The organism is Providencia sp. PROV032 (genome assembly GCF_028484875.1).
Taxonomy (GTDB): Bacteria; Pseudomonadota; Gammaproteobacteria; order Enterobacterales; family Enterobacteriaceae; genus Providencia; species Providencia rettgeri_E.
Window position 1 is genome coordinate 373,165 of the sequence record NZ_JAMPSX010000004.1, and the last position, 23,176, is coordinate 396,340.

The window sequence follows — 23,176 nt, forward strand, 5'->3', positions numbered from 1 at the left end:
TTTCAGGAGTTTTTAAATGTGCGAGTTACTTGGCATGAGTGCCAACGTTCCAACCGATATTTCGTTTAGCCTAAGTGGGTTAATTTCCCGAGGTGGGCAAACTGGCCCACATAAAGATGGCTGGGGAATTACCTTTTATGAGGGGCTCGGGTGTCGCACATTTAAAGATCCCCAACCGAGTTTTTTGTCACCAGTCGCTCGCTTTGTGCAGGAATACCCGATTAAGTCAGAAAGTATTGTTGCTCATATTCGCCAAGCAAACCGAGGGGATGTGTCGTTAGTAAACACTCACCCCTTTACTCGAGAGCTATGGGGGCGCAATTGGACGTATGCGCACAATGGGCAGTTAAAGGGATATCGCACACTGAAAACTGGCCGCTATTGCCCGATAGGTGAAACCGATAGCGAATGGGCATTTTGCTGGATACTGCATCAACTCAGTGAAAAGTATCCACGCAGGCCATCGAATTGGAAAAGTGTATTCCGCTTTATTGCGACCTTAGCTGACCAATTGCGTCATAAAGGTGTGTTTAATATGTTGCTGTCTGATGGGCAATATATGATGGCATTTAGTTCAACGAATTTACATTGGTTAACGCGCAAGGCACCATTTGGTAAAGCTAAATTACTTGACCAAGATATTGAAATCGATTTTGAACAATGTACGACACCTACTGATGTCGTTTCTGTCATTGCTACGCAACCACTAACGGGTAACGAAAATTGGCAGCGAATTGAACCTGGCAACTTTGTCTTATTCTATCTTGGTGAGCGCATATTGTGATTTAGACCCTAACAATTTTGTTGGGGTTTCAGTTTGGTCAATAACTGCATATTTACCGAACGCGACGGACACCTCGGCGGGTCTTCCTGTACGGTTGAAATAGTCGTAAGCAGGTTGGAGTTGTTTCCAAAAGCTATAGTGGCTGGAATTGCGGTAGCGCAGCATATTTTCATTTGTCATTCTAAATGGATAAATGCTGACGTTAATGACAGGTTGGCCACTGAGTAAGGCCGTTTCTACTCTTTGGTAAATTTCTCCCATATATTTATCCGTCATGGCATAACATCCTACAGAAACGCAACTGCCATGGATCATAAGATAGCTACCGTTATAGCCTTGTGCTTTATCAAACTCATTAGGAAAACCAATATTGATAGATCGGTAATACCGACTGTTAGGATTGAGCTGTTCTGCTGTAATTTGATAAAATCCTTCCGGGCTTTTCAGGTCACCCTCAATTTTTTTGGGACCTAGCCCGCCTGAAAATTTACAAATTGGGTACGTTTTCGATAACTCATATTTTCCTGATGGCGTTTTTTGATAGAGTTCTAATAAACCTTCTTGCTTAAATATTTGAATAAAAATAGATGTGTTTAGGTTATCAGATACGTTATTGTTAAGTAGAAATGAATAGTTACTCGCCTGAATAGCAGGGGAATATATGAGTGTAAATAAGAAAATTGCACTAAAAAATTTACTTAATTTCATATTTAAGCCATATCACGAAAATGTTATTGAATAAAAAGAGTACATATTTTATGCATTCTAGATGAGTAAATCGGAAATTAATATAGTTTGTTAATAGTTTTTAGATGGACCTTTATTGCTTAAAAAATAAACATTAGTCGATAAATATGAGCTAAAGCATCGATAATAACGAATTGTTAACAGAAAAATTTAAATATTAATGCAATTTGCTTGAACTATGTCACTTCTATAGCCGGACATAGCGAGTGGGAACTGATAAAATTATAGTTGGCAGAAGATAAAATTTAGTAACAATTATGTGAGAATACCTGCTTAAGTGATGACAATTGCTTGAGCTATTTTTTATTTAATGAGTCGCTATCATTCATTGCTGAATCGTTAGCTTAGGGTTTAACTGATAAACTTGTGCAGATCTTATGATTAAAATTAAAAAAGGCCTCAACCTTCCTATCGCAGGTGAGCCAGCCCAAGTGATAGAAGACGGCCCGAAAATTCAACACGTAGCTTTGCTAGGTGAGGAATATGTCGGAATGCGTCCTTCGATGCTGGTTAAAGAAGGTGAGCGTGTAGTTAAAGGACAGGTTCTTTTTGAAGATAAAAAGAACCCAGGGGTTTTGTTTACAAGCCCCGCCTGTGGTCAAATTATTGCGATTAATCGTGGTGAGCGTCGTGTGCTTCAATCTGTTGTCATCGAAATTGATGGTGACGAACAAGAAACTTTCGCAGCTTATACTCGTGATGAGCTATCAACGTTAACTCAACAGCAAGTTGAAGATAATTTGATAAAATCGGGTATGTGGACATCTTTAAGAACGCGTCCATTTAGCCGTTCACCTCAGCCTGGTTCTTCACCTGTCGCTATTTTTGTCACTGCAATGGATACTAACCCACTTGCAGCGGATCCTGTTTTAGTTATTCAAGAGCAAGAACAAGCATTTAACGATGGGCTTTTGGTTTTAAGTCGCTTAACGGAAGGTAAAATCCATGTGTGTCATGGAGAGGGAGACTTACCGAAGAACACAACACATAACCAAATTTCTTATACTCAGTTTGCAGGGCCGCATCCTGCTGGTTTAGCGGGAACTCATATTCATTTCTTAGAACCTGTTAGTATTAAGAAAAAAGTTTGGAGCCTTAATTACCAAGACGTTATTGCTATTGGTAAGCTATTTGTTACGGGTCACCTATACACAGACCGCGTGATTTCATTGGCAGGGCCACAAGTTGAAAAACCACGTCTTTTGCGTACTCGCCTAGGTGCTGATTTATATGAATTAACACAAGGTCAGCTTAAAGCAGGTGAAAACCGTATTATTTCGGGTTCAGTCCTTTGGGGCGTGACATGCGATGATACTCATCACTATCTTGGTCGTTTTCATAATCAAGTCTCAGTGTTAGCCGAAGGTCGCGATAAAGAATTATTTGGCTGGATTATGCCTGGTGTTAATAAATTTACGATTACTCGTACCACAATCGGGCACTTCTTGAAAAATAAACGCTTTAATTTTACAACGACAATGAACGGTGGCGAGCGTTCGATGGTACCAATTGGTAACTACGAGCGAGTCATGCCTCTTGATATCATGGTCACTCATTTATTGCGCGATCTCCTTGCCGGAGACACTGACACATCACAAGAATTGGGCTGTTTAGAGTTGGACGAAGAAGATTTAGGTTTATGTACCTACGTTTGCCCAGCGAAATATGAATATGGTCCGGTATTACGTGATGTTCTGACCAAGATTGAGCTAGAAGGGTGATTCCATGGGTCTGAAAAATTTATTTGAAAAGTATGAGCACCATTTCGAGCCCGGTGGAAAGCTAGAAAAATACTATGCGTTATTTGAAGCAGTTTCGACTGTTTTTTATACGCCGGGTACGGTAACAAAAGGGCGTTCTCATGTCAGGGATACCATCGACCTGAAACGTATGATGATATTGGTATGGCTAGCGGTTTTCCCAGCAATGTTTTGGGGAATGTATAACGTTGGTAACCAAGCTATCCCAGCATTGCACCAATTATATAGCGGGGCTGAGTTACAGCAAGTTCTCGCGAGTGATTGGCATTATAGCTTAGCGCAGTTTTTAGGCGCATCGCTTTCGATGGATGCAGGGTGGGGAAGTAAAATGCTGCTGGGTGCAGTATATTTCCTTCCTATTTATGCTGTAGTGTTTGCTGTTGGTGGCTTCTGGGAAATCTTATTTGCGATTATTCGTGGCCATGAAATCAATGAAGGTTTCTTTATTTCATCAATCTTATTCGCACTGATTGTTCCACCGACATTGCCTTTATGGCAAGCGGCATTAGGGATAACATTCGGGGTTGTTGTTGCAAAAGAAATTTTCGGTGGAACAGGGCGTAATTTCTTAAACCCAGCATTGGCAGGACGCGCATTTTTATTCTTTGCTTATCCAGCTCAAATTTCCGGTGACCTAGTTTGGACTGCTGCGGATGGCTTCTCTGGTGCAACACCATTATCACAATGGGCAACCGGTGGTGAGCATGCGCTAATGAACACAGTGACTCATGAACCTATCACTTGGATGCAAGCCTTTTTAGGTAATATGCCAGGTTCAATCGGTGAAGTGTCAACTCTGATGCTGTTTATTGGTGGGGCTCTTATCATGTTCTTCCGCATTGCATCATGGCGCATTGTTGCTGGTGTGATGGTTGGTATGATCGTAATGTCCTACCTATTCAACGCCATCGGCTCTGATACCAACCCGTTATTTGCTATGCCATGGTGGTGGCACATGGTACTTGGTGGCTTCGCATTCGGTATGATTTTTATGGCGACAGACCCAGTATCAGCTTCATTCACAGACAAAGGTAAATGGGCGTACGGCATTCTGATCGGTGTAATGTGTGTCCTTATCAGGGTTGTTAACCCAGCTTATCCAGAAGGGATGATGCTGGCGATCCTATTCGCCAACCTGTTTGCTCCTCTGTTTGACTATCTGGTCGTTCAAGCAAATATTAAGCGGAGAAAAGCTCGTGGCTAATGAAAAACCAATGAATAACGATAGCGTCGGCAGAACATTTCTAGTTGTTTTTATTCTTTGTCTAGTGTGCTCTATTGTCGTCGCAGGTGCTGCCGTTGGTTTAAAACCACAGCAGCAAGAACAAATTCAGTTAGATACTCAACGTAACATTTTAAGTGTTGCTGGGTTGCTACAGCCTAAAATGACCGCTGAGGAAGTTCAAAATGTGTATAAGGAACGCATCGAACCTAAACTTTTGAATTTTAAAACTAATGAATTATCTGACAGCACTAGCCGTTATGACTTAAATAGCGAGCTACGCAGCGAAGAAACGAGTATTGCACTCTCTCCAGCAGAGGATATTGCAAAAATCCGCCGCCGTGCCAATAGTGCTGAAATCTACTTGGTTAAAGATGAAGCAGGAAAAGTATCACAAATTATTTTACCTGTTTATGGCTCTGGTTTGTGGTCTGTCATGTATGCCTTTATTGCGGTAGATGCAGATGGCGTTACCTCTCGTGGTATTACTTACTACGCACATGGTGAAACACCTGGGCTGGGCGGTGAAGTTGATAACCCTCAGTGGAAAGCACAATGGCCAGGTAAAAAGCTGTTCAATGAACAGGGGGTTCCGGCAATTAAAATCGTGCGCGGTGGTGCTACAGATAACCCATACGGTATCGACGGCCTTTCAGGTGCGACTCTAACATCAAACGGGATCCAACATATGTTTGATTTCTGGTTAGGGGATAACGGTTTTGGTCCGTTCCTGAAAAAAGTACGTGAAGGAGCGCTGAATAATGGCTGATTCAAAAGAAGTAAAACGCGTCCTACTTGGGCCGCTATTTGATAACAACCCAATTGCTTTACAGGTATTAGGGGTTTGTTCTGCGTTGGCAGTGACAACAAAGTTAGAAACCGCGCTTGTTATGACGATTGCGGTAACCTTAGTAACAGCTTTTTCTAACTTCTTTATTTCACTCATCAGGAACTATATTCCGGGAAGTGTGCGTATTATCGTTCAAATGGCGATCATTGCATCTTTAGTTATTGTCGTTGACCAAATTTTACGTGCATACGCCTATGAAATATCAAAACAACTTTCTGTATTTGTTGGCTTGATTATTACTAACTGTATCGTCATGGGACGTGCTGAAGCTTACGCAATGAAAGCTCCACCAATTGAAAGCTTCATGGACGGTATTGGTAACGGTCTAGGTTATGGTGTGATCCTTGTTTTAGTCGGCTTTTTCCGTGAGTTATTTGGTTCCGGCAAATTGTTTGGTATCACAGTTTTTGAATCACTACAAACCGGTGGTTGGTACATGCCAAATGGCTTGTTCCTCCTCGCGCCAAGTGCATTCTTTATCATTGGTATGCTGATTTGGGGACTACGGACTCTGAAACCAGCTCAGGTAGAGAAGGACTAATCACATGGAACACTATATTAGCCTGTTCGTTAAAGCCATCTTTATTGAAAATATGGCATTAGCATTTTTCTTGGGAATGTGTACTTTCCTTGCGGTGTCGAAGAATGTAAAAACCGCTTTTGGACTGGGTATCGCTGTAACGGTAGTTCTTGGGATCTCTGTTCCAGCCAATAACTTGGTATACAACTTGGTATTACGTGATGGTGCGATTGCGGAAGGTGTTGACTTATCCTTCTTGAACTTCATCACTTTTATCGGGGTTATTGCCGCGTTAGTTCAGATCCTGGAAATGATTTTAGACCGCTACTTCCCGTCACTGTATAACGCGTTAGGTATCTTTTTGCCATTGATTACCGTTAACTGTGCAATTTTCGGTGGTGTTTCTTTCATGGCTCAACGTGATTATAACTTTAGCGAATCGGTCGTGTATGGGTTTGGTTCGGGGATCGGTTGGATGCTCGCAATCGTATTACTGGCGGCTATCCGTGAGAAGATGAAGTACTCAGATATTCCATCGGGTCTAAAAGGGTTAGGTATCACCTTTGTGACAACCGGTTTAATGGCATTGGGCTTTATGTCCTTCTCCGGTGTGCAGCTATAAAGGCGAGAAGAATTCATGGAAATTATTATTTTAGGTGTCGTGATGTTTACCCTGATTGTCTTGGTGCTGACAGGTTTAATCCTGTTTGCAAAATCCAAGCTAGTCAATACAGGGAACATCAAAGTTGAAGTTAATGGCGATCCAGACAAAAGCTTTGAAGCTCCAGCGGGTGACAAGCTATTAGGCATGTTATCAAACCAAGGTATTTTTGTTTCATCAGCGTGTGGTGGTGGTGGTTCTTGTGGTCAATGCCGTGTGACAATCAAAGAAGGCGGTGGTGATATCCTGCCAACTGAGCTTTCTCACATTAACAAGCGCGAAGCAAAAGAAGGCTGCCGGTTAGCGTGTCAGGTCAACGTTAAACAAGATTTAAAAATTGAGCTTCCAGAAGAAATTTTTGGTGTGAAAAAATGGGAGTGTGAAGTTATTTCTAATGATAACAAAGCCACTTTCATTAAAGAGCTGAAACTGAAAATCCCAGAAGGCGAGGTTGTTCCTTTCCGTGCGGGTGGCTTTATTCAGATTGAGTGTCCACCACATGTTGTTAAATATGAAGATTTTGATGTGCCTGAAGAGTACCGAGAAGATTGGGATAAATTTAACCTGTTCCGTTATGTGTCTGAGGTTAAAGAGCCAACTGTTCGCGCCTATTCGATGGCAAACTACCCGGAAGAGTATGGCATTATTATGCTAAACGTGCGTATAGCTACGCCACCTCCTCGTAATCCAGATGTCCCACCGGGGATCATGTCTTCTTATATTTGGTCATTAAAGCCAGGGGATAAAGTAACGATTTCTGGGCCGTTTGGTGAATTTTTCGCGAAAGAAACGGATGCAGAAATGGTGTTTATCGGTGGTGGTGCGGGAATGGCGCCAATGCGTTCTCATATATTTGACCAGCTGCGTCGTTTGAATTCTAAACGTAAGATCAGTTTCTGGTATGGTGCACGTTCAGTCCGTGAAATGTTCTACACAGAAGATTTTGACCAACTGGCTGCAGAACATGAAAACTTTACATGGCATGTCGCGCTTTCAGACCCTATGCCTGAAGATAATTGGGATGGTTATACAGGTTTCATCCATAATGTTTTATATGAAAACTACTTAAAAGACCATCCAGCGCCAGAAGATTGTGAGTTCTATATGTGTGGGCCTCCAATGATGAATGCTGCTGTGATTAAAATGTTGAAAGACCTCGGTGTTGAAGATGAAAATATCTTATTGGATGACTTCGGTGGTTAAGCAACTCAGCTGATTTTATTAGACTTATCAAAGTCAGTAGGCAGTAATACTTTAAAGAGGGGAAATATTTTCCCTCTTTGTGATTTTAGTAAATCGATTAAGTGCTAATTTGTTAGCATTTAATCGATATATTTATAATTATTTTGACTGGAACATTCTCTGCATGGGTGACGATGTAAAGTGTGTTAATAGTCTGGGCGACCTTAACAAAATGCGCTCATGATTGACGCGGAGAAAATTATGCTAAGTAAAAGAATCTATACCCCAATACTGCTATTTGTTGCGGCTCTATTTCTTACTGCCTGTGGTGGACCTGAACAACAGAACCTTCAGGGACAAACGATGGGCACGTACTATTCGGTTAAATATGTTACAGACTCTTCGGAGCCAAAGCCTGAAGCTATTCAAGCTGAAATAGATAAACGGTTAGAAGAAGTTAACGACCAAATGTCAACATACCGCCCAGATTCAGAATTAAGTCGTTTTAACCAATTTAAAGAAGTGAATACACCATTCCCTGTATCTGCTGCAACGGCAACAGTGGTTAAAAAAGCGATTGAAATTAATAAGCTGACAAGTGGTTCATTAGATGTAACGGTTGGACCTTTAGTTAATTTATGGGGCTTTGGCCCTGAAGGAAGAGTGACTAAAGCACCTTCAGATGAAGAGTTGGCTAAACGTAGAGCCTGGACAGGTATCGAAAAACTCTCCGTTCAAGATAATAACCTAATTAAAACAATCCCTGAGCTGTACGTCGACCTTTCCTCAATTGCTAAAGGTTATGGTGTTGACGTTGTTGCTGAATATTTAGAATCATTAGATATCAATAATTATATGGTTGATATTGGTGGTGAAGTACGTACAAAAGGAACAAATGGTAAAGAAGTACCATGGCGTATTGCAATAGAAAAACCTGTAGCGGATGGGGTAAGCCAAACAGCTCAGGAGGTCATTGAACCCGGTGACCGTTCTATTGCCACATCAGGGGACTATCGCAATTATTTCGAACAAGATGGTGTTCGTTTTTCTCATACCATTGACCCGAAAACAGGAAAACCAATCACCCATAATTTAGTTTCTATTACGGTGATTGCAGAAAATTGCATGAGTGCTGATGGCTTATCTACAGGGCTAAATGTTTTGGGGCCTGAAGCTGGGTTTGCTTTAGCTGAAAAAATGAATATTCCTGTTTTCATGATTGTTAAGACAGATAAAGGTTTTGAAGAGCGTTATACTAAGGCATTCGAACCGTTTTTAACCAAAAAACAGTAGTTGTGGGAGGACAAAAAAATGCTTAATATTTTCATTGCAGCCTTTGCACTGTTTTTGTTGGCCTTTTTAGGCATGTCACTTGGTTACATTATTAAGCGTAAGAGTATTCAAGGTAGCTGCGGTGGGTTAAGCAGTATTGGTGTTGAAAAAGTGTGTGATTGTCCCGAACCTTGTGATGCGCGTAAGAAACGCATGGCACGCGAAGAAGCACGTAAAAAACTGCTCAATAAAAACCGTATTATATAATTCAACTCTTCATTTATAGACCTTAGCTAACAGTATTGTTGGCTAAGGTCGCTATGAAAGACCATTATACAATTTAATCTTACAGACGCACTTTAATATAACTTGTTATTATGTAATAAAATAAAATAATTATTTTAAATAATGTAAGTTAAAACTAAGTTATTATTGAAATAACTTAGTTTTTATATTGAAGTATATTATTTTTTAAATGCTTTAGGTGAATCAACCATTACAGCATCAGCACCAATTTCTTTTGCGAGTTGGTAGTCACTTTCATTATTAACACCAAAAACAATGATATAAGCCTTGCCATTTTTTCTAAAACAATCAATAGCTTCTTTGTCCCATGAAATAACCGCAGGTGAACGAGCTTCACCTAGAGTGTATTTCTCAACAACTTCAATTTTTCGATGTAATTCAAAACCGAACCAACGGGTTTCAGATTCATGATTTTTCATAGGACATTGATGGCTTATCACACTATTTGCCAGTATAGTGCGAGTTTCATCTCGGCTTTCGAATAACTGTAATTTAGGCTCAAGAGTTTTTAGTGCATTTAAAAATGCGCCATTAGTTGAATAAAAACGTACTCGATTAACACTATGTGTGTCTTTCAATAGATTAAGAATAGCTTTTGCTTGAATATTAGGGTCTGCATCAGGTGATTTCAGGTCAACATAGAAAGTTGTATTCGGATATTCTTGCAAAATAGTTTTTAACGTACTAATCGTGGTTTTCTGCAAAGGAAATTGTTGATTATGTTTTTGGCTAAATTGGTAAGCTGCATTGACTTGGTTTAGTTGCTCAGCGGTGTAAGTGGATACCTTACCTTTTTTATCGGTTAGTTCATCCAGTTTACTTGGGCGATATAAAACTAATTGATTGTCTTTACTTAATTGTACGGTTACCCAAATCGCATCTGACTTATTTTTAATCGCTAAATCAATAGCGTAAAGCGTATTTTCAGGAGCATCCGCAGTTCCTGCTCGGTGCGCAACAATTTTAGGGGATAGTGCAAAAGCGGTCTGGCTAGCAAACAGTATTATGAGAGTTGCCATAAAATTAACATATTTTGATGTTGATATAATTGCCATAGATATAATCCATAGATAGTTTTCAAGGTATTGTCGTTGATAAAACAACTCTTTTTATTACTTTCTTGTTTAAAAGTAAGTATTAATGCTTGTTTTTAAGACAAACTTTAAATAAAGCATTTAATTAGGTAGCTTGGCAGATAATTATTGCAATATGATGAATTGCCTAATTATCATTAAGTTATCTCCCTGTTCATCAATTTTATGGTGACGTAGCAATAATTGCATAGCCAATAAATATACTGTATATTTAATCAGGTGTTTGATTGGCAGAGCTAACCCGTGCGTAAAATTATTCATATTGATATGGACTGCTTTTATGCAGCGATAGAAATGCGGGACGATCCCAGCCTTCGCAATGTGCCTATTGCGGTGGGGGGAAGTGCAGACCGTCGAGGTGTGATTAGCACTGCAAATTATGAAGCTCGTCGCTACGGTGTTCACAGTGCGATGTCCACAGCAATTGCACTTAGGCTTTGCCCGCACTTGAAAGTTGTTCCTGGGCATATGGCACTTTATAAAGAAACCTCTTTGCATATTCAAAAGATATTTGCACGCTATACAGACCTCATAGAACCGCTTTCTCTTGATGAAGCTTATTTGGATGTCACGGATTGCACACAATTGCACGGCTCTGCTACGTTAATCGCAGAGGCTATTCGTCAGCAAATTTTCGATGAACTGCAATTAACGGCTTCAGCAGGGATAGCGCCAATAAAATTTTTGGCAAAGATTGCTTCAGATATGAATAAACCTAATGGTCAATTCGTAATCACTCCGCAAAATATCGAACAATTCGTTCTTAACTTGCCTCTAAAAAAGATCCCTGGTGTGGGTAAGGTAACAGCCCAAAAATTAGCGGATATGGGGTTGATGACTTGTGCTGATGTTCAAAAATATGATGTTGTTGCATTGATTAAAAGTATGGGTAAATTTGGGCAGGTACTATGGGAGCGTTGCCATGGTATCGATGAGCGAGCTATTAACCCTGATAGGCTAAGAAAATCAGTGGGGGTTGAACGCACGCTTGCAGTGGATATTGACCAATGGACCGATTGTTTACAGTTACTTGATAAATTATATGACGAATTACAACGGCGTTTGGCGAAGGTAAAACCTGACCTACGAATTGCTCGCCAAGGTGTGAAATTTAAATTTGCAGACTTCCAGCAAACCACACAAGAACACGTATATCCAGTTCTTAATAAACAAGATTTGGTGCAAATAGCGAAACAAGTTTGGGATAATCGTCGCTTAGGGCGTGGTGTTCGGCTAGTTGGTTTACATGTCATGCTGCAAAGCCCGCAGCTTGAACGACAATTGTTACTCGAATTATAAAAACACCCATCTGGTGATGGGTGTTTGGCTTTTAGGTCATCAACAGTTTATTCTTTGACAGGAATAGCTTTTAAAACCGCTGTTAATAATTTCCAATACTCACCAACGCTTGCAATATGCACACGCTCATCAGGGGAGTGCGCACCGCGAATCGTTGGCCCAATTGAAACCATATCCATGTCTGGGTAAGGTTTTTTGAATAGACCACATTCAAGGCCTGCGTGGATCACCATCACATTAGGGATTTTACCAAACAGCTTGTTATAGGTCTCGCTGACTAAATGCATGACTGGTGAGTCTGCATCCGGCTGCCAACCAGGGTAACTGCCTTCTGCTCGGTATTGGGCTTGTGCTAGTTTACTGATAGATGTCAGCATGTTAACAACGTAGTTTTTACCGCTATCAATGAGTGAGCGAACAAGGAAGATAATTTCTGCTTTATCTTCAGTAAGGCGTACAACACCTTCGTTAAGTGACGTTTCAACGACGCCGATAGCAACATCACTCATGCGAATTACACCGTTTGGCGCCGCATTTAAGAAGAAAACAAAACGTTTTTGGCAGTCATCAGAAAGCGCTTTTAGCTCACTCTGTGTTTCGTCTAGTAGCAGCACAAGGTTAGGTTCGACGACAGCTAATTCGTTTTTCAGAATATCTTCATAGCGTGTTCTTAATGCCGTTAATTCAGTAACTTTGTTTGCTGGAACAGCAATAACGGCATAGGCTTCACGAGGAATCGCATTACGGACAGTACCGCCTCTGAAATCTAATAATTTTAGGCTTAAATCTTCTGCGTGTCCTGCCAGAAAACGCGCTAGCAGCTTATTGGCATTACCTAAGCCTAAATGTACATCACCACCTGAGTGCCCACCTTTCAAGCCTTTTAGGGTCATTGTGAAAGTTTTATAGCCTTGTGGTAATGCTTCACGAGTCAGGTCAAATGTGGTTGTGAAATCAACACCACCGGCGCAACCCATGTAAATTTCACCTTCTTCTTCTGAGTCGGTGTTAATCAGAATATCGGCTTGCAACCAGCCTGCTTTCAAGCCAAAGGCACCTTCCATACCGGCTTCTTCGGTCATGGTCAGGAGAACTTCCATTGGGCCATGTTCAACACTATCATCGGCAAGAACCGCCAATGCAGAAGCCAAACCAATACCGTTGTCAGCACCTAAAGTGGTGCCTTCAGCTGTGACCCACTCTCCGTTAACATATGGGCGAATTGGGTCGGTTTTAAAGTCATGTACCGTGTCGTTATTTTTTTGTGGCACCATGTCTAAGTGAGCTTGTAAAACAACACCTTTGCGGTTTTCGTAACCAGGCGTAGCAGGTTTACGGATCAGAATATTGCCTACTTCATCACGTTCAACGTGAAAGCCTTTTTGTTTTGACCAATCAACAATATGTGCGGCTAAAGCCTCTTCATGGTATGAAGGGTGTGGAATAGAGCAGATTTTAGCGAAAATGTCCCATAGCGGTTGGGGGGATAATGTAGCAAGTTCAGACACGTTTTTCTCCTTTTCCCGTCATATTTTGAGTTGTAGCGTTGTTGGCTTCACTCGTAAACCCTAGTCACATACTTATGTATGCTCCTAGGGATTTTCTCATTTGCCGCCTAGCCACAACCCAAATTATTTAGGGAAAATATTTAATTTCCTTGGGGTATGGCATCACTAGTTTTATTGACCGAGCAACTCAAATTACCTCAGAGATTTTTAGTTGAGTTATGTTAGTTACTAGCTTGATATGCAAAATTAAATGATGCATTGCTGATAAACTCAGGATAACACTTTCTTTTAAGCAATGGACAGTGTAAATGATAATAATTAATGGTGAATGACGCTTTTTGCTGGTTTTTAACCGGCCAAATCACTATAATCTCGCGCAACCTTTTTTCCGCAAGACACATTTCAGATTTACTCAGCAGTCGGGACCCGAATTTTATGAGCGAAAAATATGTCGTAACGTGGGATATGTTGCAAATACATGCCCGTAAACTCGCACAACGTTTATTACCAGTAGAGCAATGGACTGGTATTATCGCGGTTAGCCGTGGTGGCCTTGTTCCTGGTGCACTTCTCGCACGTGAGCTTGGTATTCGTAACGTTGACACCGTTTGTATTTCTAGCTATGACCATGACAATCAGCGTGAATTAACCGTGATTAAACGCGCCGAAGGTGATGGTGAAGGCTATATTGTCATTGATGACCTAGTTGATACTGGCGGTACAGCACAAGCTATTCGTGATATGTACCCTAAAGCGCACTTTGTGACTATTTTTGCTAAACCAGCGGGTCGTCCATTAGTTGATGATTACGTAGTCGATATCCCACAAGACACATGGATTGAACAGCCATGGGATATGGGTGTCGTTTTTGTTAAACCGTTGTGTGAACAAGATAAATAAGTCTGTGTTTCAGGCGATTTTTAGGTGAAAAAACATTGTTATTATAAAGTGTTATCGACTTTATTGATTGCAAGAACACATTAATACCTAAAATATTTAAGCTAAACACGATATAATTTGGGGAATGCATTTTTGCATTCCCTTTCTTTTTTTTGGCCAAATTCAACTCCGATAGACAAGGAAATAGGGATGACTCAGCAAAACCTTTCAGAAAAACTTTTCAAACCTAAAGTCAGGCAAGTTGAAACGTCAACATTAGTCTCTTATTCATCTCAAACCATTTCTCAAATCAAAGAACATAGCGTGTTAAGTGGGTCCCATCATGCGGGGTGGTATCGTATGATCAACCGCTTAATGTGGATTTGGCGGGGGATAGACGCCTTAGAAATTGAAGATGTACTGAGCCGTATTGCTATCTCTGATGCACAGCGCAGTAATGATAACTTATTGGATACCGTCATTGGCAATCGTCGCGGAAACTGGTGTTTCGAATGGTCCCAGCAAGCCATGCATTGGCAACAAAAAGCGTTAGAGTTTGAGAAAGGTGCAGAGGCAGGGGATGCTTGGTTGCGTTCAGCTAACTTGTACAGTATCGCTGCTTACCCATTTATTAAGGGCGATGAGCTTGCTGACCAAGCTATTTTGCTGGCATGCAAAGCTTATGATAGTGCAGCGAAATTTTCTCAATACCGCTTAAAGAAAATTCCATTTAAAATTGATGGTGGAAAAGAAGTCTGCGGTTTTCTACATATCCCTTCACAGGGGCAAGGGCCTTATCCGACTGTGATGATCTGCGGTATGTTAGATAGCTTACAGATTGATTTTTGCCGCTATTTTCGTGATTACCTCGAACCTCTTGGCATTGCGATGCTAACACTGGATATGCCATCCATTGGTTATTCGGTTAAGCAAAAGTTGACGCAGGAAACAAGCACTTTACATGAGCAAATCGTTCGTCAACTAGGGGATATTGCTTGGATTGACCATACGCGTTTTGGTATTGTGGGCATGCGTTTTGGCGCAAATATAGCATTAAGATTAGCTTATATGTGCCCGGATAAAATTAAAGCAGTCGCTGTCATAGGGCCAATTGTGCACAGCTTATTGCATGAAGAGAAGTATCAGCAAGATATTCCTCGGATGGTTTTGGATGTGTTCGCCAGTCGTTTGGGTATTTATCAAGTTGATGGTTCTGCTTTACGGCATGAATTAAGCTGTTATTCACTTAAAAATCAGGGGCTTTTAGGGAAACGTAGTCAAGTCCCAATGTTATCAATTAGCCTTAAGGATGATATTTATAGTCCTAAAGCGGAATCTGATTTAATTCGACGTTCATCGATGGATGCTGACACGATAATGCTACCAAGCAAGCCTGTTTTTGCTAATTTCGAAAAGGCATTAAGTGAAACTACCAACTGGTTGAAAGCAAAAATACTTTAATTTTATTTAATAACTTGCTTATTTTTTCCCATTTGTTAAAAAGGGGTCTTCCCAAGAAGGAGATCCTTAACATGGCTTTACCGACTGATTACTCAAATGGAAAGTATTTAAAGAAGTTTGCTACGATAGGACCTTATTTACGTGAAAAACAATGTGTAAATGGTTGTTATATATTTGATAGCCTTGTTGTTTGTGTAAACGCAAATATTGCGCCAGAAAAACGTGAATTTTGGGGGTGGTGGCTAAAATTGGTTGCAACTGATAAAGGTTTTGAGTTTACTTATCATTTTGGCCTATACAATAGCCATGGTAGTTGGCAAGTTAAAACACTGAAAGATGCAGCAACTATTGAGGCAACTGAGCAAAATTTAGTGTCTTTTCATCAAGCCCTTGCTAAACAATTATCTGAACTTGAGTTAAGCCTCTTTCCCTCCCCGCTAATGGCAGAATTAAAACTGGAATTAAGCGCATAAATTTGTTTTAAACCAACTTTTGTTGAATTTTGCGTTATGCCTGTTGGCATAACGCGCTTCTCCTGATAAAAATGATACCTACTTTTTGGTTTATTAATCCTAATGGCAGAAAAATGATGAAAAATAGCCAGACGCTGGTAGTTAAATTAGGGACCAGTGTATTAACAGGGGGCTCGCGCCGTTTAAATCAAGCTCATATTGTTGAGCTGGTTAGGCAATGTGCGCAGCAATATGAAAAAGGGCATCGTATTATTATTGTGACTTCTGGGGCAATTGCCGCAGGTCGTGAACATTTAAATTACCCCGAACTGCCGGCTACCATAGCATCTAAACAGTTGCTTGCGGCGGTCGGCCAAAGTCGTTTAATTCAGTTATGGGAACGGTTATTCTCCATTTATGGTATTCATATCGGGCAAATGTTACTGACACGAGCCGATTTAGAAGACAGAGAACGTTTTTTAAATGCACGAGATACCTTACAAGCACTGCTAGATAACGGAATCATTCCTGTTATCAATGAAAACGATGCCGTTGCTACTGCGGAAATCAAAGTCGGTGATAATGACAATCTCTCTGCTTTGGCTGCGATCCTCGGAGATGCTGACAAACTGTTATTACTGACTGATATCGAAGGCTTATATGATGCAGACCCACGCAGCAATCCAAATGCAAAATTGATCCCGGAAGTGTATGGTATTAATGATGAGCTTCGTGAAATGGCGGGGGGAAGTGTCAGCGGGTTAGGAACCGGTGGAATGGCAACTAAACTGCAAGCGGCAGATGTCGCGGGCCGCGCAGGGATTGATGTTATCATTGCAGCTGGAAATAAACCGGATGTGATTAATGCGGTTATTGAAAACCTTCCGGTTGGCACCCGTTTTTATGGGCAAAAAAATCCAATGGAAAATCGTAAACGTTGGATTTTCGGAGCTCCAGCCGCTGGGGATGTGTATATTGATGATGGTGCACAATTGGCGATCATGGAAAAAGGCAGCTCGTTATTGCCAAAAGGTATTCAGAAAATTGAAGGCGATTTCTCTCGAGGTGCAGTGATCCGTATTCGTAATATGGCAGGAAAAGACCTTGCTCATGGGGTCAGCCACTATAATAGTGATGCACTGAGAATGATTGCGGGGCACCATTCACAAGAAATCAGCAAAATACTTGGCTATGAACACGGTTCTGTGGCTGTTCATCGTGATGATATGATAGTGAGTTAATTATGTTAGAGACAATGGGTAAGGCAGCAAGGGTTGCTTCATGGCAATTAGCTCAGTTAAGCACCAAACAAAAAAATGCAGCATTATTACAAATTGCTGATCTATTAGAACAAGACAATGCCGTTATACTCGCAGCGAATCAAAAAGACATGGCGCAGGCAAAAGCAAGCGGTATGACCGAAGCGTTGCAAGACCGCTTATTATTGACGCCAGAGCGTTTAAAAAGTATTGCTGATGATGTCAGAAAAGTATGCCAATTAGCTGACCCTGTTGGGCAAATCATTGATGGAAGCCAATTGGATAGTGGCTTAAATTTACAGCGCCGTCGTGTCCCATTGGGGGTTGTCGGTGTCATTTATGAAGCTCGCCCTAATGTCACTGTTGATGTGGCTTCGTTATGTTTAAAAACAGGTAATGCGGTCATTTTGCGTGGCGGGAAAGAGACGCATCATACTAACCTTGCGGTGGTGGAAGTTATTCAAAAAGCATTGGAAAATAGCGGCTTGCCAGCAGATGCAGTACAAGCTATTAATAACCCTGACCGTGAATTAGTCGCACAATTACTCAAATTAGATCGCTACGTTGATATGCTAATTCCTCGGGGTGGTGCAGGTTTACATAAATTATGCCGTGAGCAATCAACGATCCCAGTCATTACGGGTGGAATTGGCGTTTGCCACACATTTGTTGATAAATCCGTAGATTTTAATAAAGCGATTAACGTGATTATTAATGCAAAAGTTCAGCGCCCAAGTGCCTGTAATTCACTTGAAACATTATTAGTTCATAAAGAGATTGCGAATGAGTTTTTACCATTTTTAAGTGAAAAAATGGCGCAGCAACAAGTGACATTGCATGCGAGTGAGAAAGCGCTTCCCTTGCTAAAAGAAGGCCCAGCAAACGTTGTTGATGTAAAACCTGAAAACCTTGTTGATGAATGGCTATCACTGGATCTTAACGTCGAAATTGTTGATGATATTGACGCGGCTATCGACCATATTCGCCATTATGGCACCGCACATTCTGATGCTATCTTGACAGAATCCATTCATCAAGCTGACTATTTTGTTCAGTGTGTAGATTCAGCAGCGGTATATGTTAATGCAAGTACGCGTTTTACCGATGGTGGGCAGTTCGGTTTAGGTGCAGAAGTTGCCGTGAGTACGCAAAAACTGCATTCACGTGGCCCTATGGGGTTAGATGCTCTGACAACGTATAAATGGATCGGATATGGCGACTTTTTAAGTCGCCCATAAAGAGTCAACATGATGAGATAGCCACACTTGTGTGGCTTTCTTTTTTTATTTGCCAAATAAGGCAATTTATCATAAGCAAATTTGTAGTTAGTATTGCTTAGTATTTATGATGATGGGATGAAATTTAATGTTTTACATTATCGGTCCAAGAGGTTCGGGGAAAACCACAATAGGTAAAAAACTTGCAGAATCTAAAGGTTATCAATTTGTTGATACAGATAAATTGATTTTAGAAAAAGCTGGAAAAAGTATTGCTGAAATTGTTGAACAGCACGGCTGGGATTACTTTCGTCAATTAGAGACTGACGTTCTTAAGTCGATTAAGCAAAATAACATGATTGTATCTACTGGTGGAGGCCTTGTTCTTGCAGAAGAAAATCAGCAAATTATGCGTAATAACGGCACCGTTATTTATTTAAATACCAATCCTGAAGTTTTAGCAAAACGCCTTGCTGCGGAACCACAAGCCGATCAGCGGCCAAGCTTGACGGGGAAATCTTTAGTTGAAGAAATTGAAGAAGTGATGCAGCAAAGGGAGCCTATATATCGCGCGACAGCACACCATATTATTGATGCTGCGCAGCCAGTCGACGATATCATCACACAACTTAATGATTTAACTTAAACGTATTTATGGTAAGTCATCGGTATTTTAGGAATATACCAATTAGAGTAAATGGAGCGGCTCAGTAAGATAGACGCAGCTAAGGGTAGAAACGTATCACTCTAATATATCAAAATATAATCATAGTATAGGGATTCATTATGTTGGCAAAGGTAGTCAAAACAGTACTTAAATTTTTATTTCGTGTACAAGTTATTGGCGATGCGAAAGAATTTAATCAAGATAAATGCTTAATTACACCTAATCATGTTTCTTTTCTTGATGGTGTATTGATTGCACTTTTCTTGCCTGTTAAGCCTGTATTTGCTGTTTATTCGACATTTGCCACACCGAAAATGGTGAAGCGCCTTAAGCCTTATGCAGATATTGTTCCTCTTGATCCCGCCAACCCACTAGGTATTCGTCACCTTGTTAAAGAGGTAGAAAAAGGTCGTCCGATAGTTATTTTTCCCGAAGGTCGAATTTCAGTTCATGGTTCTTTAATGAAAATATACGAAGGTGCAGCGTTTGTGGCAGCTAAGTCAGGAGCAAAAGTTGTTCCTATTCGTATAGAAGGTGCACAATATAGCCATTTTGGGCGTCTGAAAGGGATTTTTCCATTAAAATGGTTCCCGAAAGTGACGTTACATATCTTACCAGCACAAGATATTCCTATGCCAGAAGCATCTAAGGCTATAGAGCGTCGTGCTCTGGCGGGTGAACATCTGTACCAAATCATGAAATCTGCTCGTATGTCTTGTTTACCACAAGTCACATTAGTTGAAGAATTTATTCAAAGTGTCCAGTTTTTTGGGCGCCGCACGCCTTGTATTGAAGACATCGCATTTAAAGAAGATTCATATCAATCTCTATTGAAAAAAACGTTAGGGGTTGGTCGTATTATTGAACGTTATACTCATGAAAATGAAAGGGTTGGCTTATTACTGCCAAATGCGACAGTCACCGCGGCTGCAATTTTCGGTGCTTTAATGAGAGGCCGAGTACCTGCTATGCTTAATTACACTGCGGGCAGTCATGGTATTAGCAACGCGTTAAAAGCTTCTGCTGCAAAAGTGGTCTTTACTTCCCGCCAGTTTTTGGAAAAAGGCAACTTAACGCATATTCCAGAGCAAGTGCCAGAAGCCAGTTGGATTTACCTTGAAGATTTAAAAGACACAGTAACATGGCAAGATAAATTATGGATTATTAAGCACTTATTTAACCCTAAAAAAGCTATTATTCCCCGTAAACCGTCCGATGAGGCGATTGTTTTATTTACATCCGGCTCAGAAGGTACACCAAAAGGTGTTGTTCATAGCCATGCCAGTTTAATGGCAAACGTAGAACAAATTAAAACAATCGCTGATTTCACACCACGTGACCGCTTTATGTCGTCACTGCCGCTATTTCATGCATTTGGTTTGACGGTTGGGCTATTTATCCCGCTATTTTCAGGGAGCCGAGTTTTCCTTTACCCAAGTCCATTGCATTACCGGATCATTCCTGAATTAGTCTATGACAAAAACTGTACCGTCTTATTTGGGACATCAACCTTTTTAGGTAACTATGCACGGTTTGCTCATCAGTATGATTTTGCACGTTTGCGTTATGTGGTTGCCGGCGCAGAAAAATTATCGGATAAAACGAAAAAGATCTGGTTTGATAAATTTGGTATCCGAATTCTTGAGGGCTATGGGGTAACTGAGTGTGCACCAATTGTATCAATCAATGTCCCTATGGCCGCGAAAGAAGGTTCTGTAGGGCAAATTCTACCTGAAATGGAAGCGCGAATTATCCCGATTTCCGGTATTGAGCAAGGCGGAAAATTACAGCTTAAAGGCCCAAATATCATGAAAGGGTATTTGCGTGTTGAAGCGCCAGGCGTACTTGAAGCACCGCAAGCTGAAAATGCACAAGGTGAAATAGAGGAAGGTTGGTACGACACCGGTGATATCGTTGAATTAGATCATAAAAATTTCTGTACGATAAAAGGCCGTGTTAAGCGTTTTGCTAAACTTGCAGGCGAAATGGTTTCTCTCGAAAGTATTGAGCAAATGGTGGCCTCTCTTTCTCCTAATGCAAATCACGGTGTGGTGACAAAGCCAGATAGCAGTAAGGGTGAAGCGCTTGTTTTGTTCACAACAGATAAAGAATTAGTCCGTAGTGCATTGTCTAGCGCAGCCAAAAGCAAAGGGTTAACCGAGTTAGCGGTTCCCCGCGATATTCGTTTTGTTAAAGAGTTGCCAGTACTTGGTAGTGGTAAAACGGACTTTGTTACATTAAAACAAATGGCATTAAAGGATGAATAAGATGCAAGAAAGTACTTCCAATTCGCCGTTAATGAGCAGAGGAATGAAAGCCGTACTTGCTTCACAGTTTCTCTCTGCATTTGCAGATAATGCACTATTGTTCGCCATATTAGCCCAGCTTAAAGCCGAGTTCTATCCTGAATGGAGCCATCCTATCCTGCAAATGGTGTTTGTTTTCACGTATATCGTTTTAGCGCCGTTTGTTGGGCAAATTGCAGATAGGTTCTCAAAGGGCCGAGTGATGTTGTTTTCTAACATCTTCAAATTTATTGGCGCATTAGGAATTTGTTTTGGCCTAAACCCATTCCTTTGTTATGGGTTAGTGGGGATCGGAGCCGCTTCATATTCGCCAGCTAAATACGGTATTTTGGGTGAACTGACCGGGGGAGATAACCTTGTTAAGGCCAATGGTGTCATGGAAGCTTCAACAATCGCAGCCATTTTAGTGGGCTCAGTTGTTGGCGGAATGCTTTCCGATATTAACTTAATCTTAGCGCTGGGAACATGTGCTGTACTCTACGCACTAGCCGTTATTGCGAATTTTTTCATCCCACATTTAGACGCTGCGAGGCCGGGAAAAGGTTGGGATCTTAAATTGCTGATGACGTCTTTTTTCAGTGCGTGCCGCGTGCTATGGGCAAACCAAGAAAGTCGTTTTTCACTAGTCGGAACCAGTTTGTTCTGGGGGGCCGGGGTAACACTGCGTTTTCTGCTTGTTGCATGGGTACCTGTGGCATTGGGGTTACAAGACAACACAACGCCGACTATACTAAATGCGATGGTTGCCGTGGGAATAGTCGCAGGTGCTGGGCTTGCTGCCAAATTTATTACCCTAAAAACAGTTTATCGCTGCATTCCTGCAGGGGTTATTATCGGGGTGATGGTGGTGTTACTTTCCTTGCAAACAAATATCATTCCATCCTATTTCATTTTAATCATTCTCGGTGTTTTTGGTGGTTTATTTGTTGTTCCATTGAATGCATTATTGCAAGAAAAAGGGAAAGAAACCGTTGGGGCAGGGAATGCGATCGCGGTACAAAATTTAGGTGAAAATAGTGCAATGCTGATTATGTTAGGCTTGTACTCATTAGCAATTAAAGCAGGTTTGTCAGTTGTGAATGCAGGTATTGGTTTTGGTGCTGTCTTCGCAATTGCGATAGCGGGTTTATGGGTTTGGGATCGCGTTCGTAAAAAAATGGCATAAAGGTAGATAACATCATGATAGATGAGAAGCGGCTTGAAACATTGAGTATTCAGGTTGGGCTGAAACTGAAAGAACAGGGTAAAACAGTCACAACCGCGGAGTCTTGTACTGGAGGCTGGGTTGCTAAGGTTTTGACTGATATATCGGGTAGTTCCGACTACTTTCAGCGCGGTTTTGTGACTTACAGCAATGAGGCAAAGCACCAAATGATCGGTGTTAAAAGTGAATCTTTACAGCGGTATGGCGCGGTCAGCCAACAGGTTGTTACTGAAATGGCGGAGGGCGCTTTACAAGCAGCTTGTGCAGATTTTGCTATTTCAGTCAGTGGGATTGCAGGCCCGGGGGGCGGTAGTGTAGAAAAACCTGTTGGTACGGTATGGTTTGGTTTTGCACAAAAACAGGCAGACCAGACAGTATTTGTCACTACACAGCATAGAGTGTTTCAAGGAAACAGAAACGAAGTTCGTTTTCAATCAACAATTTATATACTCGAAACACTTTTAGAACAGTTAAATTAAAAATTTTCTTGATACTGTATGATTATACAGTATAATTAATTTCAACA

22 protein-coding genes are annotated in these 23,176 nt (G+C 41.1%); 19 read left to right on the forward strand and 3 right to left on the reverse strand.

Annotated features, from left to right (window positions below; translation table 11 throughout):
• Positions 1-16: 16 nt before the first annotated feature.
• Positions 17-784 (forward strand): class II glutamine amidotransferase, encoded by a 768-nt coding sequence (locus tag PSF42_RS04780; RefSeq protein WP_125893659.1) that lies wholly within the window; start codon positions 17-19, stop codon positions 782-784.
• Here the strand turns inward: PSF42_RS04780 and PSF42_RS04785 are convergent.
• Entirely contained in the window at positions 755-1,492 is a 738-nt protein-coding gene (locus tag PSF42_RS04785; RefSeq protein WP_213912867.1) for a L,D-transpeptidase family protein, read from the reverse strand. The two genes, PSF42_RS04780 and PSF42_RS04785, sit on opposite strands and share 30 nt — an antisense overlap.
• Before the next feature lie 416 nt (positions 1,493-1,908).
• On the opposite strand from PSF42_RS04785, the gene PSF42_RS04790 reads away from it, so the two are divergent.
• The 8 genes from PSF42_RS04790 (at position 1,909) to nqrM (ending at position 9,265) form a co-directional block, all read left to right on the forward strand.
• A complete protein-coding gene (locus tag PSF42_RS04790; RefSeq protein ID WP_125893655.1) occupies positions 1,909-3,252 on the forward strand; it encodes a Na(+)-translocating NADH-quinone reductase subunit A in 1,344 nt (447 codons plus the stop codon).
• Positions 3,253-3,256: 4 nt separating this feature from the next.
• A complete protein-coding gene (locus tag PSF42_RS04795; protein WP_125893653.1) occupies positions 3,257-4,495 on the forward strand; it encodes an NADH:ubiquinone reductase (Na(+)-transporting) subunit B in 1,239 nt (412 codons plus the stop codon).
• Positions 4,488-5,282, forward strand: coding sequence for a Na(+)-translocating NADH-quinone reductase subunit C (locus PSF42_RS04800; protein ID WP_272679550.1), 795 nt, complete (start codon positions 4,488-4,490; stop codon positions 5,280-5,282). Before PSF42_RS04795 ends, PSF42_RS04800 begins: the two co-directional genes overlap by 8 nt.
• Positions 5,275-5,904 carry an NADH:ubiquinone reductase (Na(+)-transporting) subunit D gene (locus PSF42_RS04805; protein ID WP_125893649.1) on the forward strand — a complete coding sequence of 210 codons (630 nt, stop codon included), beginning with the start codon at positions 5,275-5,277 and terminating at the stop codon, positions 5,902-5,904. The genes PSF42_RS04800 and PSF42_RS04805 overlap by 8 nt, the downstream gene beginning before the upstream one ends.
• A gap of 4 nt (positions 5,905-5,908) precedes the next feature.
• Entirely contained in the window at positions 5,909-6,505 is a 597-nt protein-coding gene (nqrE, locus tag PSF42_RS04810) for an NADH:ubiquinone reductase (Na(+)-transporting) subunit E (RefSeq protein WP_125893647.1), read from the forward strand.
• 15 nt (positions 6,506-6,520) lie between these two features.
• Complete coding sequence (nqrF, locus tag PSF42_RS04815) at positions 6,521-7,747, forward strand: NADH:ubiquinone reductase (Na(+)-transporting) subunit F (protein ID WP_213912863.1); 1,227 nt, start codon at positions 6,521-6,523, stop codon at positions 7,745-7,747.
• A gap of 240 nt (positions 7,748-7,987) precedes the next feature.
• On the forward strand, positions 7,988-9,019 hold the full coding sequence (locus tag PSF42_RS04820) for an FAD:protein FMN transferase (protein WP_125893643.1): 1,032 nt from the start codon (positions 7,988-7,990) through the stop codon (positions 9,017-9,019).
• Between the two features lie 18 nt (positions 9,020-9,037).
• A complete protein-coding gene (nqrM, locus tag PSF42_RS04825) occupies positions 9,038-9,265 on the forward strand; it encodes a (Na+)-NQR maturation NqrM (RefSeq protein WP_102139747.1) in 228 nt (75 codons plus the stop codon).
• 197 nt (positions 9,266-9,462) lie between these two features.
• Here the strand turns inward: nqrM and PSF42_RS04830 are convergent, their stop codons facing one another.
• Positions 9,463-10,359, reverse strand: coding sequence for a glycerophosphodiester phosphodiesterase family protein (locus PSF42_RS04830; RefSeq protein WP_272679551.1), 897 nt, complete (start codon positions 10,357-10,359; stop codon positions 9,463-9,465).
• 282 nt (positions 10,360-10,641) lie between these two features.
• Here PSF42_RS04830 and dinB point away from each other — a divergent pair, with 282 nt between their 5' ends.
• On the forward strand, positions 10,642-11,697 hold the full coding sequence (gene dinB, locus PSF42_RS04835; RefSeq protein ID WP_125893639.1) for a DNA polymerase IV: 1,056 nt from the start codon (positions 10,642-10,644) through the stop codon (positions 11,695-11,697).
• A 47-nt stretch (positions 11,698-11,744) separates the two neighbouring features.
• Here the strand turns inward: dinB and pepD are convergent, their stop codons facing one another.
• On the reverse strand, positions 11,745-13,205 hold the full coding sequence (gene pepD, locus PSF42_RS04840) for a beta-Ala-His dipeptidase (RefSeq protein WP_125893637.1): 1,461 nt from the start codon (positions 13,203-13,205) through the stop codon (positions 11,745-11,747).
• A gap of 435 nt (positions 13,206-13,640) precedes the next feature.
• On the opposite strand from pepD, the gene gpt reads away from it, so the two are divergent.
• The 9 genes from gpt (at position 13,641) to pncC (ending at position 23,129) form a co-directional block, all read left to right on the forward strand.
• The gene (gene gpt, locus PSF42_RS04845; protein ID WP_102139783.1) at positions 13,641-14,105 is read left to right on the forward strand and encodes a xanthine phosphoribosyltransferase; all 465 of its coding nucleotides are present in this window, start codon (positions 13,641-13,643) and stop codon (positions 14,103-14,105) included.
• Positions 14,106-14,294: 189 nt separating this feature from the next.
• Positions 14,295-15,545 (forward strand): esterase FrsA, encoded by a 1,251-nt coding sequence (frsA, locus tag PSF42_RS04850; RefSeq protein ID WP_272679552.1) that lies wholly within the window; start codon positions 14,295-14,297, stop codon positions 15,543-15,545.
• Between the two features lie 71 nt (positions 15,546-15,616).
• Positions 15,617-16,018: a sigma factor-binding protein Crl gene (gene crl, locus PSF42_RS04855; protein WP_125893633.1), complete on the forward strand. Its 402-nt coding sequence runs from the start codon at positions 15,617-15,619 to the stop codon at positions 16,016-16,018.
• A 116-nt stretch (positions 16,019-16,134) separates the two neighbouring features.
• Positions 16,135-17,238 (forward strand): glutamate 5-kinase, encoded by a 1,104-nt coding sequence (proB, locus tag PSF42_RS04860; protein ID WP_102139782.1) that lies wholly within the window; start codon positions 16,135-16,137, stop codon positions 17,236-17,238.
• Positions 17,239-17,240: 2 nt separating this feature from the next.
• Complete coding sequence (proA, locus tag PSF42_RS04865) at positions 17,241-18,494, forward strand: glutamate-5-semialdehyde dehydrogenase (RefSeq protein ID WP_125893631.1); 1,254 nt, start codon at positions 17,241-17,243, stop codon at positions 18,492-18,494.
• A gap of 127 nt (positions 18,495-18,621) precedes the next feature.
• On the forward strand, positions 18,622-19,119 hold the full coding sequence (gene aroL, locus PSF42_RS04870; RefSeq protein WP_125893629.1) for a shikimate kinase AroL: 498 nt from the start codon (positions 18,622-18,624) through the stop codon (positions 19,117-19,119).
• 140 nt (positions 19,120-19,259) lie between these two features.
• Positions 19,260-21,407 (forward strand): bifunctional acyl-ACP--phospholipid O-acyltransferase/long-chain-fatty-acid--ACP ligase, encoded by a 2,148-nt coding sequence (gene aas / locus PSF42_RS04875; RefSeq protein ID WP_272679553.1) that lies wholly within the window; start codon positions 19,260-19,262, stop codon positions 21,405-21,407.
• 1 nt (position 21,408) lies between these two features.
• Positions 21,409-22,611, forward strand: coding sequence for a lysophospholipid transporter LplT (lplT, locus tag PSF42_RS04880; protein ID WP_272679554.1), 1,203 nt, complete (start codon positions 21,409-21,411; stop codon positions 22,609-22,611).
• Between the two features lie 14 nt (positions 22,612-22,625).
• Entirely contained in the window at positions 22,626-23,129 is a 504-nt protein-coding gene (pncC, locus tag PSF42_RS04885; protein ID WP_272679555.1) for a nicotinamide-nucleotide amidase, read from the forward strand.
• The last annotated feature ends 47 nt before the right edge of the window (positions 23,130-23,176 follow it).